Raw genomic sequence first — 14,829 nt, 5'->3', positions numbered from 1 at the left:
CTATTGCCAAGTGGGGCCTCCGTACGTACATCGTCCGTACAAGGAGGAACCATCATGCCGCCCGCTAAGACCCAGCGGATCGACCTGCGCGCCACACCGCGCCAAGAGGCCCTGATCCAACAAGCCGCAGCCCAAACGGACCGCACCGTCAGCGAGTTCATACTCTCGTCCGCAACCATGGAAGCCGAGCGAGTCACGACGAGCCGCCGCTGGTTCACCGTTGACGACCCCACATTCGAACAAGTCATGCAGGTGCTCGACGCTCCCCTGACCGACACCTGGGGCTTGCCCCTGTTGTGTGGACACGAGGGGTTGGTTTATGCGGCGTGTTCCAGCGTAGTGGCTGGCGTCGCGGGTGTGTGGTGGTTCTCGTAGGTGTTCGGGGGCAGGTTGTCGCAGTAGGAGTGCCTGCGGACGGTGTTGTAGCGGGTCAGCCACCTGAAGGTCTGCCGTCGGCAGGCCATCTTGTCGGGCCAGGCGCGTTCGTCCATGAGCACTTCCCGCTTGAACGCGGCGTTGAAGGACTCGGCCAGGGCGCTGGTTGGCACTGGTGCCCACCGCACCCATCGACTGGGTAACACCAAGGTCCTTGCAGGCCTTGTGGAAGTCCTTGGAGGTGTAGACGCTGCCGTGATCGGAGTGTAAGACAGCCCCTTTAAGGCTCCCGCGGGTCCGCGCGGCCGCCCGTAGGGCGTCGACCACGAGGGACGTGCGCATGTGGTCGCGCACCGCCCAGCCCACCAGGCGCCGGCTGTAGCAGTCGATAACGGTGGCCAGGTACAGGCTGCTCCCGCCAGCCAGCGGCAGATAGGTGGGGGCACCTCCCACGCAGTGGGGGAATGTCCCCTACGTACTTGCGGTTGGGCGCATCCGCTGTGAAATCCCGCCCCATCAGATCGGGGTACTTCGACGCCGCCTGGTCCCGGTGCGGTGGTACGCACCCGGCGCCGCTTGCGGTACCCCGCAATGCCGCCGGCCCGCATCAGACGCGCCACCCGCCTTGCGGTTGATGCGTCTGTCGTCGCCCTTGTCGATCCCGTCGCCTGGTTCGGCGGCGGGTCCTGGGCGCGCCCATGGCCCGGTCACCAGCATTGATGGCCCGTATCCGCTCAGTCAGGGCGGCATCAGCCGCGGCCCGCTCGGCTCGTCTGGGACCGGCCTGTTTCCAGGCGTAAAAGGAGGAGCCGGCTACCCCCGAGCAACTCACAAAGCCGCTCCCGCCCCATAGGTGGCTGCATGGTCGACGACGAAACCGGGAAGGCGACCTCTACCGGATCGTCTCCCCGCGAAACATGCTTGGCCGCCTGCCGGGAAGATCTCCCGCTCCCGGGTCAGCTTGGCCCGCTCCGCCCGCAATGCGGCGTTCTCCGCCACTCGGGCGGGCGACCCGCTCCTCCACCGACTCCCCAGCCGGCGCCAGTGCACCGTCAGCGCCGGCCTGAGCAGGTGGCGCCGTCCCGGTCTTGCTGTTGGGTTTGAGAGGGCTGGGCCGGTGCCCCGTCCGGACCGGTTTTCCGCCCGGTGCCCCAACGGTGCAACCAACCGCGCAGCGTCCCGCGGGAGCCCCCCAGGTCCTGGGCGATACCACGCACGCATCGCCCCCGGGGTCGTCTCGTACAAGTCCACCGCCTGGCGACGCAAGCTCCTCCGAGTAGCTCTTCTTAGCCACAGGTCAGATCATCTCGCTCTCCCCAGCCACACAGGGCAGGAATCAGCGTGTCCAACAAACAGGGCCAAGGCCCCCAAGACAAACGCCACAACCAAGCCATACTCGCACTCGCCCACCGCCGCATCCTCATCCTATACGCCATGATCCGAGACGGCTCCCTCTACGACCCACCAGCCCAACAACTACCCACCGCCGCTTGACAAGCCACGTAGGGGCACCCCCCCCGCCGCCGGCATAAGGCGCATGCCATGCTGCGAACAGCACGAGCGATGATCGAGCATCACTCCAATCCTTTCTCGCGGCCATGCTCGAACCCTTCCGTAGAAGGCTCTCGAGCCTCGTTCGAGACCACGCTAAGGTCGGGGTCTGCAATCCAGCTCTTGAACTTCGCGATGTTTTCAGGACTAGAAAGCAGCTCCTCTTCATTAACATGAGAGCCGTCTTGATTATCATAATCCATCCAGGTATAATCATATGGCTTCCCACTGGGATCCGTATATGCGCCGGCCGGCAAATACCCCCGCTCATCGAGCTTCGCATAAGTTTCAGCGAATAGCCGATCCTTAACAGCAGTCTGCATGTCCTTCGCATCTTTTTTGGCCTGTTCAGAATTGGACGGTAAGGCGTCGCCGCCCGCGTCGAGCATGTAGGACTCGACAATGCTTAACGCCTTACTAGCCACAGCGGACTGCGGCCCCGGGATGAAGCTCAGCCCTTTACCAAAGGCACCGAGGATCATTTGGTTGGTCGCGTCTTTTTCGGCCGCCTCGTCGCCGCGCCCCTTCTCCGCCGCACCTTGAATGTATCCAAGCAAACAGCCATCGTAATAACGCGTTTGGGAAACCTGATCATACGCGTCCTGGTAGGTCGCGTCCGCAGGCAACTCATCCAGCGAGCTATCCAGGCGCTGCGACGTATACCTACCTGCCGCGTCCGAAACGGTCAGCAGCGCAACATCATCCTTAAGCGTCTCCTGCAATAATAGTCTGATTTCATCCCAGTGAAGTTCATCCCATCTAGTTGGTTGATCCTGAAGGAACCGAGTTGGCGGCTGTGAGTCATCTCGTCCACTCGCAGCCTGATCGATCTCGTGCATGGAGTTTGCTAGTACCACGGCCGCGTTCTGCCGCGAAGTATCCGTCCACAAGCCGTCCTCACGCCCAGCCATGTCGACCACCGCCTGCTCCGTAATCCACGCAGCACGCTCGTCCTTCGTCCCCGTCGTCAACTGCCGATGCTCCGAAGCGCCCGCGAACGCAGCGCTCAGCGCCTCAAAACTGGTCGAGTCCCAATCGCGATCCTTAAGCCACTCCCAAGTAGTCCCATCAACCTCCACGGTCTGCTCGATTGCACGATCATCAACCGGCGGCGCCAGGAAATCCAAAGCCGCGTCAGGCTGCCGCCCCATCGCAGTCAGAATCCCAGTCATCGGATCCCAATCACCCACAGGGCCTTTTGGTCGTGGCGCATTCATCCGTTGCGACTGCCACACCGGGTAACCTTCGCAAGTCTTCTCGTGTGCCTCCACGGCATACCCCAGTTCCTGGAGGAAGTACTTGTTGAACACCCCACCGGCCTGCACGGCCTCGCCATCGAGCTCGGCCGTATTCGCAGCCGTCCGATTAGCCCCTTCCAGCAGCAGGTTGAAGCCGAGAGGCATGTAGTAGGGCTGATCTTCGTCCGTGACAAGTTCAGCCAGCTCCTCCGCATACTCCGAACGGTGCTGCGGAGTCCAGGCCGACGAGCTCGTGGCGGTGCCGAAGCAGATCGACAGCGTCGCCTGAGCGGACAACCACGCATCGTTGGTCCGATCCAAGCGTGTGCTGTAGTCGGTGTCAAGATCGTTCGGATCATAGTCGGGCACATTCTCAAGCTGAGACTGCCGGTGCTTATCAATCGCGTACGCCAGATCCGCCATACCCTCAGGTCCCATGGCGTCGGCGAAGGCGGCGGCATATACCTCGTCGTTCTGATGATCTGCCACAGACCCATTCATCAGGTCCAGCAGCTCATCGGGATCGGCGTTCTTCGCCTTCTCCGCATCGATTTCAGCCTGCACCAGCGAACTGAGATCACTGACCGAGCTGATCGTCACGGTGTCTGGCAGATTATAAGTAATGACACCGTCCGCGTTCATGCTGCCGACGCCGGACTCGTTGACAGCCACGATGGCATTCTTGGCCTCCTCCAACGTGTCGGCCCTGCCGTTGAGGTTACCGATCACTTTATCGGCGGCGGGCGGAAAGTCCTCGATGTCCATCGGATCATGCTCCGCCTCGAACTCGCTATCGATCCTCGACTTGGCGGCGTCACACTCGTCCGCTAGATTGCGGATATTCTGTATCACTGATTCCAGCTTACTGGGATCCATATGTAGCACGGCCATTTGTTGCTACCCTCCTTCGGGTTGGACTGTCAGTCTGGTTGCGGCGCCGCACCTAAACGCCGCCATTGGGCCAGTTGGCGTCCGGATCGTCCTCCTCCACCTCCATTTCCAGGGCGTCCCTTTTATTCCGGACATCCCGGAACAGATTGCTGAATACGGCATCAACCGCGTCCACATCCGCCTTGGCGTCTTCGGCCATCTCATCCGCCAACGGTCCCGTCCAGGTGTCTGACGCATTGACCGTTGCCATTATTTCCGCGCCTTTTGAGGGCCCCGCGTAGCGCGGCACCAAGGTGCCGTCAAAGCCAAGCCTCGTGTTCTGGTTGGACACATACTCGCACAGGCGTCCGAGCGCCTGACGCCGCAGATTCTCCGCCATCAGACTAGCCCCTGTTTCCGGTGCAGGTGGACGCATTCATTGGCTCGAGAGTCCGGACCGCCATGGCCGCTTCGCGTGTATTCGCGAAGACGCGCACTGGTGCCAGCGGCACGCCTCGATTACGAGCGCGCTCGTTCGGGTAAGAACGTCGGTCGGATACATGTTTCACGTTCTCTCCTAATGTCGGATACATGCAGGATCATGTATGCATAGGAGAGTACGTGGACAAGTACATCCATCAAATGGGCAGGTCTGCCCATAGCCACCCGCGCAACGGCAAAAGCCGGTGACCCGTCTTCGGGTGGTCGGTGGCGTGGCGCCTCAGCGTCGTCCGCCATTCACGGCGATGGATAGCCCCTGATTACGCATGGCCCGCCGCCAATGGCGCGGGCACGCCACCACCTCAGAGTCCGAGCGCGCTGCGCTCCTCGGTGCCGACCCAGCCGACGCGTCCCTCCAACGCCCGGAACCAGCGGGCCAGCGCCGGCCAGAAGGCGATCGACGGCGCCTCGCCGCCGGGGTAGTAGGCGCGCCCGCCGTACTCGTAGGCCTGCACGGTGGTGAACAGACGGATGTCGCTTCCGGTAGGGGCGGCGCCGCACAGGAACTGCTCCACGGACACCACGGCAGACAGCGGCGGCACATCCTGCACGGTCAGGGCCGCCTCGCGGGAGGCCTCCATCTTGGTGGCGCGGGCCAGCAGAGTGTCGACCACGTCGAAGGCCAGCAACACATTGTTGGCGGCCGTCGTCGCCTCCTCGGTGTCCTTGGAGTGGGTGGCGGTGGCGTGCGGCCGGTTGATGTGCTCGCCGATCCACTTGTCCCAGGCGTCGGTGGAGTTACGCCGGTCCAGTGGGTACAGATCGGGGGCGCCGGCGCGGTGCAGCGGCTTCCAGGCGGTGGCCAGGTCGAAGAGCAGGTCCCCGGAGTCATCGACGACGACGTGCCCGGTGGTGGTGTCCACCAGCGCCGGGACCGTGGGCGGCGGGGTATAGCCGGGGGTGCCGGCGTAGACCTCGGCGATCGAGGTGGCGCCGCCGAGGGCCGGGTCGGGGCCGGGCTCGCCGTCGGGGCCGGTCAGTTCCCAGAAGCCGTCGGCGCCGCGACCGTAGCTCCAAGAGACGGGAATCGCCTCCGTGAGGCCCAGCAGCCGACGAGCAATGAGGACGCGACGGCACCACGGACAGGAGGCGGAGGCGACCAGCCGGTAACGGCCGGCCTCTACCGGCAGATCACCTTCAGTGAAGCGGTGCGAGTGGGCAAGAGCCATGGGTGCCTCCCGGGGCATGGAAACGAACGTCATACGGGCTCAACCCAATGGTGGCCCCTGTGCCCGCCTCCCGTCAGCCCCTTCACCGGAGGCGAACCCACATTGTGAGATTACTGCACTACCGGGCCCGGGATGAGCCATTTCAGCCGAACTGGGCGCGTGACTTCAACCGACCTCGGTGAACAGACCGGGACGGTTGGCCCATCCGGCGCTCCACTCATCCGGTACCCCACCCGCCCGGCGCCCGGCCGATAACGCCCCGCGCCTCCAGTTCCCCGCCCGGCGGCCGTCCGCTCAAGCGGCCTGCCGGCGGGCGGCACGGCGGCGGGCCTGCGCGTCCGGGTCGGGTACGGGCACCGCCGCCACCAGGCGGCGGGTGTACTCCTGGCGCGGGTGGGCGAGCACCTGCGCCGTCGCGCCCTGCTCGACGACCCGCCCCTGCGACAGCACCACGGTCCGCGTGGCCAGGGAGTCGACCACGGCCAGGTCGTGGGAGACGAACAGGCAGGCGAAGCCCAGCTCCGACTGCAGCTCGCGCAGCAGCTCCAGCACCACCGCCTGCACCGACACGTCCAGGGCGCTGGTCGGCTCGTCGGCGATCACCAGGCGCGGTTCCAGCGCCAGCGCCCGGGCGATGGCGACGCGCTGGCGTTGCCCGCCACTCATCTCGTGCGGGTAGCGGTCGGCCAGATCGGCCGGCAGGCGCACGGCCTCCAGCAGTTCACGCACCCGCGCCCGCCGGGCACCGGAGTCGTACCCGCCGTGCACCACCATCGGCTCGGCGATGGCCGAGCCCGCCGTGCGCCGCGGGTTCAGGGAGGAGGCGGGATTCTGGTAGACGACGCCGGTGGCGCGGCGGGCCGGCAGCAGGGCCCGTCGTCCGGCTCCGGCCACCTCCACGCCGCACACCCGCACCGACCCGGCCGCGATCGGCACCAGCCCGGTCAGGGTGCCGGCGATGGTGGACTTGCCGGAACCGGACTCACCCACCAGCCCGAGCACCTCGCCGGCGCCGATGCGCAGGGAGACGTCCCGGACGGCGTGCACCCGGTGCCGGTGACTGCGGTAGACCACGTTCAGGCCATCAATCTCGACTACGGGCTCGGCCTGCGACGCGTGGTCGGCGGCCGCACCGGTGATCGGCGTCGGAATGTCCGCTCCGGCGTCGGGCGCGGTCGTGGCGGGCGACGCCGCGGTCGCCTCGTCCTGTGACGCCCCGTCGGCCGGGGCAGCCCGGCGCAGGGACTCCAGCCGCGGCACCGCGTCGAGCAGGGCACGAGTGTAGGGGTGATGCGGGTGGGCGAACAGCTCACGGGTGCCGCCGCGCTCCACGATCCGCCCCTGCCGCATGACGGCGACGTCGTCGGCCACATCCGCCACCACGCCCATGTCGTGGGTGATCAGCAGGACGGCGACGCCGGAGTCCGTCAGCTCTCGCAGCAGGTCGAGGATGCCGGCCTGCACGGTCACATCCAGGGCCGTGGTCGGCTCGTCGGCGATGAGCACCGGCGGGTCGGCGGCCATGGCCAGGGCGATGCAGGCGCGCTGGAGCTGCCCGCCGGACAACTGGTGGGGGTAGGAGCGGGCGACCCGCTCGACCTGCTCGCCCTCGCCCAGACCCACGCGCCCCAGCAGCTCCAGCACCCGGGCGTACACCCGGCGACGGCGGGGGCGGTCGGTGGCGTGCGCGCGGATCGCCTCGCCGATCTGGGAGGCGATGGTCTCCAGCGGGTCCAGCGCCGTCGTCGGCTCCTGGAAGATGGTGCCCACCAGGCGCCCGCGCACGTCGTCGAGCACCTGCCGGGGTGCCCCGACCAGTTGCGTGCCCGGAGCGTCGGGGGCGCCCGGGCGCGGGTCGGTCACGACGGCGGAGCCGATGACGACGGCGGTGTCCGGCAGCAGGCCGAGCGCCCCCATGGCCGTCACGGACTTGCCCGAACCGGACTCCCCGACCAGGGCGAGCACCCGACCGGGCACCAGATCCAGGTCGATGTCGGCGCTGGCGTGCTCAACGGTGCCGGCGAAGGAGACGCCCAGGCCGCGCAGCGACAGCGCGGGGGTCGGCGCCGTCCGGCCGGACTCGGTCTGCTGCTCCCCGCCGCGCACTACTCGCTCACCCCGAGCACCAGGTAGTTGGGGTAGGCCGGGAAGGGCGCGACGAAGAAGCCCGTCACCTTCGATCCGGGCAGGAAGGAGTTGCGGCGGTTGACCAGAGGCACGGCGGGAACGTCCTCGGCGATGCGCCGGTCCAGGGCCGCCCACTTGGTGGCCGCCGCCTCCGGGTCGCTCTCCTGGGAGGCCTCGGTGATCAGCTGGTCCACCTCGGGGTCGGAGTAGCGGGAGATGTTGTAGCCGCCCTGGCCGATCTCGGAGGAGGCGTACAGGGGCTGGATGTTGGCGTTGGCCGAGGGGTAGTCGGGGTTCCAGGAGACGACGGTCAGGTCGTAGGTGGATCCGTCACCCTGAGTGGCCCGCTCGGTGTAGGCGTCGGAGGACTGCGGATCGATGGTGACCTTCAGCCCCAGTTCGGTCAGCGACTGCTGCACGGCCTCGGAGATCGCCAGGCGGGCCTCGTTGTTCTGGGACAGCAGGACCAGCTCGGGCACGTCCTTGCCCTCCAGCAGGGACTTGGCCTGCTCCAGGTCCGTGGGGTAGAGGTCGTAGTCCTCCTGGCCGGGGATGCCCGGGGTGATGTAGGTGGTGGCGATGCCGGCACCGAGCTCCCCTCCCAGGGCGCGCTGCACCGCGGTCTTGTCGACGGCGTAGGCGATGGCCTTGCGGACATCCGGGTCGGTGATGCGCTCGGTGTTGATCGCCAGGTACAGCAGCGGGCCGGGGTCGGAGGTGGCCAGGCGGGCGGAGGCATTGGGGTCCGCACTGACCTGGGCGAGCTTGGAGGCGGTCAGCAGCTGGGCGGAGAAGGCGTTCTGGTCGTCGCCGGAGTCGGCGATCAGCCGCTGGCTGACGGTGTCCTCATCCTGCCCCAGGGAGAAGACGATCTGCTCCGGGAGGGCGGTGCGCACCTCGTCGGTGGCGGCCGACCAGTTCTCGTTGCGGGCCAGGGTCACGGAGTTGCCCTGCTGGTAGGACTCCACCCGGTAGGGGCCGGAGGCGACGGGGGCCTGGGCGTAGGTGGCCGGGTCGTCGCTGTCCTCGGGGACGGGTGCGAAGGCCGGCAGGGAGACGATCCAGGGCCAGTCGCCGTAGGGGTGGTCGAGGTGGAAGATGATGGTGCGCTCGTCGGGGGTCTCGATGGAGTCCAGGTGCTCGCCGTCGTAGGGGCCGGTGTAGCCCTCGGCGTCGGCCAGCAGGGTCTTGTGGTAGCCGAGTCCGCCGGACAGGGCGGAGGCGAAAGACCGTTCGAGACCGTACTTGATGTGGGCGGAGGTGATCGGGGTGCCGTCCTCGAGGGTGATGCCCTCCTTGAGGGTGTAGGTCCAGGTCAGGCCGTCCTCGGAGATCGTGCCGGTGTCGGTGGCCAGGTCCGGGACGACGGCGGGGACGCCGTCGGCGGTGATGTCCCAGGTGGTCAGGCGGCGGTGCACCAGACCCAGGGAGGTGATGGCCAGGGACTGGCTCTTGGCGGGGTCCCAGTTGATGTCGGTGTCGGTGCTGAGCACGTACAGGGTGCCGCCGGCGGAGGCCGTGGCGGCGGTGGCGGTGGCCGTTGAGCGGGAGTTGGCGCCGCAGGCGGCCAGCGCCAGGGCGAGACCGGAGACGCCGGCGCCGGCCAGCAGGCCGCGGCGGGACACGGCGAAGCGTCCACGGCCGGCGGGCCGGGTCTCGGGGTGCCGCGTGGAGGCCGGCTGCGTCGTCGTCGGGCGGGTGGAGGACATGGGGGTTCCTTTCGGGTAGAAATCGAGCGCAGAGCGAGTAAGGGTGTGGGAATGGGCGGGTTCAGACCCGCGGGTCGATGACGGCCGCGAAGGCGTCAACCAGGAGGTTCGCGACGATCACGAAAGCGGCGGCCACGAGCGTGACCCCCATGATCACGGGCAGGTCGGTGGTACTGACCGCGTCCATGAGCAGGGCGCCGAGCCCCTGCATGGAGAAGACGCGCTCGGTGATGACGGCGCCGCCGAGCATGCCGCCCAGGTCGAGGGCGAAATAGGTGACCACCGGCAGGGACACGTTGTGCATGACGTGGCGGCCGATGACGCGCCGCTCGGGCAGGCCCACGGCGCGGGCCGTGCGCACATAGTCCTCACCGAGGTTCTCCAGCATCTCTCCGCGCACCATGCGCGCGTAGACGGCGGCGGAGATCAGGGCCAGCACGCACCAGGGCAGGATCAGGTGCCAGGCCCAGTCGAGGGGGCTTTCACTCAGGGGCACGTAGCCGGATACGGGCACCATGTCCAGGGTGAAGCCGAACAGGAGGATGCCCAGCAGGCCGAGCAGGTAGGAGGGCGCCGAGACACCCAGGACGGTTCCGGCCATGATGGTGCGGTCCAGTCGGGTGCCGCGCCGCAGCGCGGACACGACGCCCGCGGCCACGCCGATGACCAGCCAGAGCACCGCCGCACCGATCGCGATGGAGGCGGTGACCGGCAGCCGTGAGGCGATCAGCTCCGTGACCGGCGTCGACAGGCGGAAGGAGTAGCCCAGGCAGGGGGCGGCGCAGGTGATGGCGGCGGCACCGGAGCCGAAGGTGCGGCCGGTGACGATACCGGTCAGGTAGTGCCAGAACTGGGTGTACCAGGGCTGGTCGTATCCCATGAACTCGCGGGCACGCGCCAGGTTCTCCGGTGTGCAGGGCTTGCCGCAGGCCAGGGCGGCGGGATCGGAGGGCCACAGGGAGAAGATCGCGAAGGTGATGAAGGCGATCACCACCAGCACCAGCAGCGTCTGGCTGGTGCGGGAGGCAAGGAAGCGCAGGCGGTTCATCGGGCCTCACCAGTCCTGGGGTCGAGGGCGTCGCGCAGGCCGTCACCGAAGAGGTTGAAGGCGAGGGTGACGAGGAACAGGGCCGCCCCGGGGAACAGCAGGTACCAGGGGTCGGTGCTCACCCAGGTGACGGCGCTGCCGATGGCCCGCCCCCAGGACGGGGTCGGTGGGCTCACGCCGACGCCGAGGAAGGACAGGGCCGCCTCGGCGGTGATCTTCCCGGGGATGGACAGGGTGGTGAACACGATGATGGTGGCCACCAGGCCGGGCAGGATCTGCCGGGTCACCACGTGCCATTGAGAAGCGCCCATGGCGCGGGAGGCTCCGACGTAGGTGCGTGAGCGCAGGGACAGGGCGCGGCTGCGCAGCACGCGGGCGGTCGACGGCCAGCCGAGGATCCCGATGATGAGGATCATGATGGGCACGCGCGGAGCGGTGGCCGGGACGATCGCGGAGACGGCGATCATGAACACCAGGTGCGGGAAACCGAGCGTGATGTCGGTCAGGCGCGAGACCAGGGCATCCCACCAGCCGCCGAAGTAGCCGGCGGACACGCCCAGTGCGATGGCCACGACCATGGACAGGACGGTGGCGCCCATGCCGATGGAGAAGGAGGTGCGGGTGCCCTCGACGACGATGGCGAACAAATCCCGGCCGGTCTGCGGCTCCACGCCGAAGGGGTGCGCGGCGCTGATGCCGCCGAAGCGGCCGAGCGGCAGGCCGGAGGCGTCCAGCGCGTCGAGGTCGTAGGTGTAGGGGTCCACGCCGAAGGCGCGCGTGATCCACGGCGCGAACAAGGCGACCAGGGTGGTCAGGGCGACGATGATCGCGCCGAGTGTGGCGGCCCGGTCGGCGCGCAGGCGGTTCAACAGCTGCCGGGAGGTGGAGGGGGCCGCCGGGCCGAGCGGCGTCGGGGGCGTGAGGGGCGCGCCCTTAGCGGGCGTGGCGGCGGAGAGAGTACGGGCGTCCCGGGTGGACGTGTGCACGGGGAACCTCACATTAGGGCTGGGGAACGCGTCAGCGCTCGGAGTGGACGGCGAATGGGCGTAGAGCTGTCGTCAGCGACAGCAACAACACATTCGCGTGGCCAGCATGTGAGGTGGTTCCTCCGGGGATCGGGTTGCGGTCGACGTGCTCCGGGGAGCCGGTTCGACCGTCGACGCCGGGTGTCGGCGTCGGGGCGTGACGGTAGCAGCGTGCAGAGCGATCACGCGAGTCGCCACGGCATTGTGAGACCAGCCTCTCACCTGCCCCCCACCCCGCCCCTCTCACCGAGGTCGGTGGCTCTTACGTGCCGAGATCGGTGGTTATGACGAGGTCTCGCGCTCAGGCCCGCACCACCGCGGTGCGACGCCGGTCCAGGCGAACGGTTATCTCCTGCCCCGCCCGCACCGGCTCCGCATCGCCATCGGCGAGCACGGCCATGGCGGGCTCGCCGGCGATTTCGACCTCCACTACGCGCCGTCCGCCGCGCATGCGTACCGCGGCCACCCGCGCCCGCGCGCTGAGTTCGTAGCCGCCCGGTCCCGAGGTGGCGGCCCCACCACCTGGAGTCCCGCCGTCGTCCGCGTTCCCGGCGTCGCCCTGCGCAACCGCTAGCGCACCGGGCGCCAGCGCCAGAAGCTCCCCCGGCCGCCCCGCCAGGAGGTCGGCCCAGCCGAGGTGGGCGGCGGCGTCGGCGTCGAGCAGCGGTGCGAAGCCGAGGAACCGGGCGACCCGCGCACTGCCGGGGTCGGCCCAGAGCCGCTCCGGGGTGTCCAGACGCAGCAGCCGGCCGGAAGCCATGACACCGACCCGGTCGGCGACGGTCATGGCCTCGTCCTGGTCGTGGGTGACATACAGGGCGGTGGTGCCCTGCGCCTTCAGGATGGTGCGCAGGTCGGTGGCGAGCTGCTCGCGCAGGGCGCGATCGAGGGCGGACAGCGGCTCATCCAGGAGCAGTAGCCGCGGGCGCGGCGCGAGGGCGCGGGCGAGCACGACCCGTTGCGCCTGCCCGCCCGACAGGGTGGTCACCGCCCGGTCCCCGTATCCGGGCAACCCGACGACGTCGAGCACCTCCTCCACCCGGCGCGCCCGCTCGGGACGCGGCAGGCCGGCCAGTCCGTAGGCGATGTTGCCGGCGACGTCGCGGAAGGGGAACAGCTGTCCGTCCTGGAACATCAGCCCGAAGCCGCGTCGGTGCACGGGCACCGGGACGACGTCGTCGCCGTCCCAGGTGACGGTGCCGGCGGCGATGTCCTCCAGGCCGGCGACGGCGCGCAGCAGGGAGGACTTCCCGCTGCCGGAGGCGCCCAGCAGAGCGAGGATCTGGCCGCGCGGCACGTCGAGGTCGACGGCGTCGACGGCGGTCAGGGGTGCCGCGCCGCGGGTGGCCGGGTAGACGACGCGCAGGCCGCGCACACACAGACCCGAGGCGGCGGGCGCGGGTTCGGATACGGGGGCGGGAACCGCAGGGGCAACGGTCATGCGGATTCTCCTGGGTTGTGTGCGGGCATCATTTGTGCCGGTCGCAGCGTGTTACCGGTGCGGTCTCGGTGGGGAGGGGCGGGACGGGAGAGCGCCGCGGAGGTCTGGAGACGCTCGCAGGCGAGCATGAGGGCGGCGGCGCCGACCGCCAGCACCACCCCGGCGGCCAGCCCCATGCCCTGATTCTGCGCGCCCGGGGAGCCGACCAGCCGGTAGACGACCACCGGGAGGGTGGGTCCCTGCGGGCGGGCCAGGAACGACGTCGCCCCGAACTCCCCCAGACTGGTGGCCAGGGCGAATCCCGCGGCCAACCCCCCGGCGCGCAGCAGGTGCGGCCCGTCCACGTCGGCCAGCACCCGGCCCGGACCGGCACCGAGCGTGGCCGCGACCTCCCGCTGACGCGGGTCGATCGCCCGCATGCCGGGCAGCAGGGTGCGCACCACCAGTGGCACGGCGACCACGGCCTGTGCCAGCGGCAGAATCCACCAGCTGCGGGTCAACCCGGTCGGGGCGAGGGTGATCAGGAAGCCGAAGCCCACCGTCACCGCGGACACCCCCAGCGGCAGCATGAACACGGCGTCGAACAGCGCGATCCCGCGCCTGAGCAGCCGCGAGCGCGGGTTGCGGGACAGCACCAGGCACACGGCCACCCCCACCGCCAGGGCGATCACCGTGGCGGCCACGGCCACCCGCAGGGAGTTGCCGGCCGCCTCCCACACCGATACCAGCAGGGCGTTGTCGCCGCCGCGGGTGGACAGGTCGGCGTAGTTGGCGAGCGTCCAGTGCCCGGCGCGCCGCAGCGAGCGGATCACCAGCACCGCCATGGGCATCACCAGGAGACCACAGATGGTTAGGGCGGTCACGGCCAGGGCCGGGGCGTCGGCGGCGCGCAGCGGCGTCGCGGGCACATCGGTGCGCAGCGCCAGGTGGGCCTGGCGGGCGCGGCGGGCCCGCTCCCCCACCCACAGGGCGGCGGCGATCACCACCAGCTGCACCACCGACAGCACGGCCGCGGCCCGCAGGTCCAGGTAGCGGGCGGTGAGCTGATAGATCTCGGTCTCGATGGTGCCCGCGCCGGTGCCGCCCAGCACCAGCACCACCCCGTAGGCGGTGGCGCACAGCAGGAAGACGGTGGCGGCGGCGGAGGCGACGGCGGGCAGCAGGCTCGGCAGGGTGACGGTGCGCCACGCCCGCCACGCCGACGCGCCCAGGGTGCGGGCCGCCTCCACGGCGCGCGGGTCGAGCCGGCACCACATGGTGCCGACGTTGCGCACCACGTACCCGTAGTTGAAGAACACCAGGGCGGCGATCACGGCGGTGCGGGTGCCGTCCAGGTGCAGCCCGCCGAGTGGCCCGCCGGTGGTCACCAGGGCGTGGAAGGCGGTGCCGACGACGACGCTGGGCAGCACGAAGGGCACCGTGACCACGCCGCGCAGCAGGCCCTGGCCGGGGAAGCGGCGCCGGTAGAGCACCAGCGCCCCCGGGATGCCGAGCGCCACGCAGATGACGGTGGCGGCGGTGGCCTGGATGAGGGTCTGGCCGATGATCCGCCAGGTGCGCGGCCGGGACAGCACCTCGCCGAAGCCGCCCAGGTCGAGGGTGCCGTCGGGGGCCAGGCCGCGGGCCAGCAGCGTCAGCACGGGCCAGGTGAAGAACACGCCGAGGAAGGCCAGCGGGGCGGCGACGGCGAGCGTCCAGCCGATCCGCTCCCCCGCCGTCGCCCGCGGGCCCCGGGCACTCGGTCCGGCCACCGCCGTTGTCACTGGCAGCCCTCC

Annotated in this window: 10 protein-coding genes and 2 pseudogenes; 2 read left to right on the top strand and 10 right to left on the bottom strand. The window is 69.2% G+C overall.

Translation table 11 applies throughout. The features are described from left to right. Window positions 1-54 precede the first annotated feature (54 nt). Complete coding sequence (locus tag C3B71_RS01560; protein WP_108965652.1) at window positions 55-375, top strand: type II toxin-antitoxin system TacA family antitoxin; 321 nt, start codon at window positions 55-57, stop codon at window positions 373-375. Here the strand turns inward: C3B71_RS01560 and C3B71_RS16055 are convergent. Next, a pseudogene (locus C3B71_RS16055) lies at window positions 318-1,669 on the bottom strand (IS3 family transposase). The gene C3B71_RS01560 and the pseudogene C3B71_RS16055 overlap by 58 nt on opposite strands. Window positions 1,670-1,743: 74 nt before the next feature. Between C3B71_RS16055 and C3B71_RS16865 the strand changes: the two are divergent. Further along, window positions 1,744-1,869, top strand: a pseudogene (locus tag C3B71_RS16865) (IS110 family transposase); the annotation flags it as partial. An 80-nt stretch (window positions 1,870-1,949) separates the two neighbouring features. Here C3B71_RS16865 and C3B71_RS01545 read toward each other — a convergent pair. The 9 genes from C3B71_RS01545 to C3B71_RS01505 all read right to left on the bottom strand — a co-directional run bounded on the left by C3B71_RS01545 (window position 1,950) and on the right by C3B71_RS01505 (window position 14,817). Continuing rightward, window positions 1,950-4,055 carry a DUF6571 family protein gene (locus C3B71_RS01545; RefSeq protein ID WP_108965650.1) on the bottom strand — a complete coding sequence of 702 codons (2,106 nt, stop codon included), beginning with the start codon at window positions 4,053-4,055 and terminating at the stop codon, window positions 1,950-1,952. 52 nt (window positions 4,056-4,107) lie between these two features. Further along, the gene (locus tag C3B71_RS01540) at window positions 4,108-4,434 is read right to left on the bottom strand and encodes a hypothetical protein (RefSeq protein ID WP_073330390.1); all 327 of its coding nucleotides are present in this window, start codon (window positions 4,432-4,434) and stop codon (window positions 4,108-4,110) included. Between the two features lie 403 nt (window positions 4,435-4,837). Then, window positions 4,838-5,704, bottom strand: a complete 867-nt coding sequence (locus tag C3B71_RS01535) for a glutathione transferase (protein WP_083565777.1) — start codon at window positions 5,702-5,704, stop codon at window positions 4,838-4,840. Window positions 5,705-5,998: 294 nt separating this feature from the next. Beyond that, window positions 5,999-7,810 (bottom strand): dipeptide ABC transporter ATP-binding protein, encoded by a 1,812-nt coding sequence (locus tag C3B71_RS01530; RefSeq protein ID WP_108965648.1) that lies wholly within the window; start codon window positions 7,808-7,810, stop codon window positions 5,999-6,001. Then, window positions 7,810-9,540, bottom strand: coding sequence for an ABC transporter substrate-binding protein (locus C3B71_RS01525; RefSeq protein WP_108965646.1), 1,731 nt, complete (start codon window positions 9,538-9,540; stop codon window positions 7,810-7,812). The genes C3B71_RS01530 and C3B71_RS01525 overlap by 1 nt, the downstream gene beginning before the upstream one ends. 61 nt (window positions 9,541-9,601) lie before the next feature. After that, window positions 9,602-10,588: an ABC transporter permease gene (locus tag C3B71_RS01520; RefSeq protein ID WP_108965644.1), complete on the bottom strand. Its 987-nt coding sequence runs from the start codon at window positions 10,586-10,588 to the stop codon at window positions 9,602-9,604. Then, window positions 10,585-11,574, bottom strand: coding sequence for an ABC transporter permease (locus C3B71_RS01515; RefSeq protein ID WP_108965642.1), 990 nt, complete (start codon window positions 11,572-11,574; stop codon window positions 10,585-10,587). Before C3B71_RS01515 ends, C3B71_RS01520 begins: the two co-directional genes overlap by 4 nt. Before the next feature lie 340 nt (window positions 11,575-11,914). Then, window positions 11,915-13,054, bottom strand: coding sequence for an ABC transporter ATP-binding protein (locus tag C3B71_RS01510; RefSeq protein WP_108965640.1), 1,140 nt, complete (start codon window positions 13,052-13,054; stop codon window positions 11,915-11,917). Further along, window positions 13,051-14,817: an ABC transporter permease gene (locus tag C3B71_RS01505; protein ID WP_108965638.1), complete on the bottom strand. Its 1,767-nt coding sequence runs from the start codon at window positions 14,815-14,817 to the stop codon at window positions 13,051-13,053. The genes C3B71_RS01510 and C3B71_RS01505 overlap by 4 nt, the downstream gene beginning before the upstream one ends. Window positions 14,818-14,829: the final 12 nt, after the last annotated feature.

This window comes from Actinomyces sp. Z16 (assembly GCF_003111765.1).
Taxonomy (GTDB): domain Bacteria; phylum Actinomycetota; class Actinomycetes; order Actinomycetales; family Actinomycetaceae; genus Actinomyces; species Actinomyces glycerinitolerans.
This window is presented reverse-complemented; position numbering and strand designations above follow the sequence as displayed.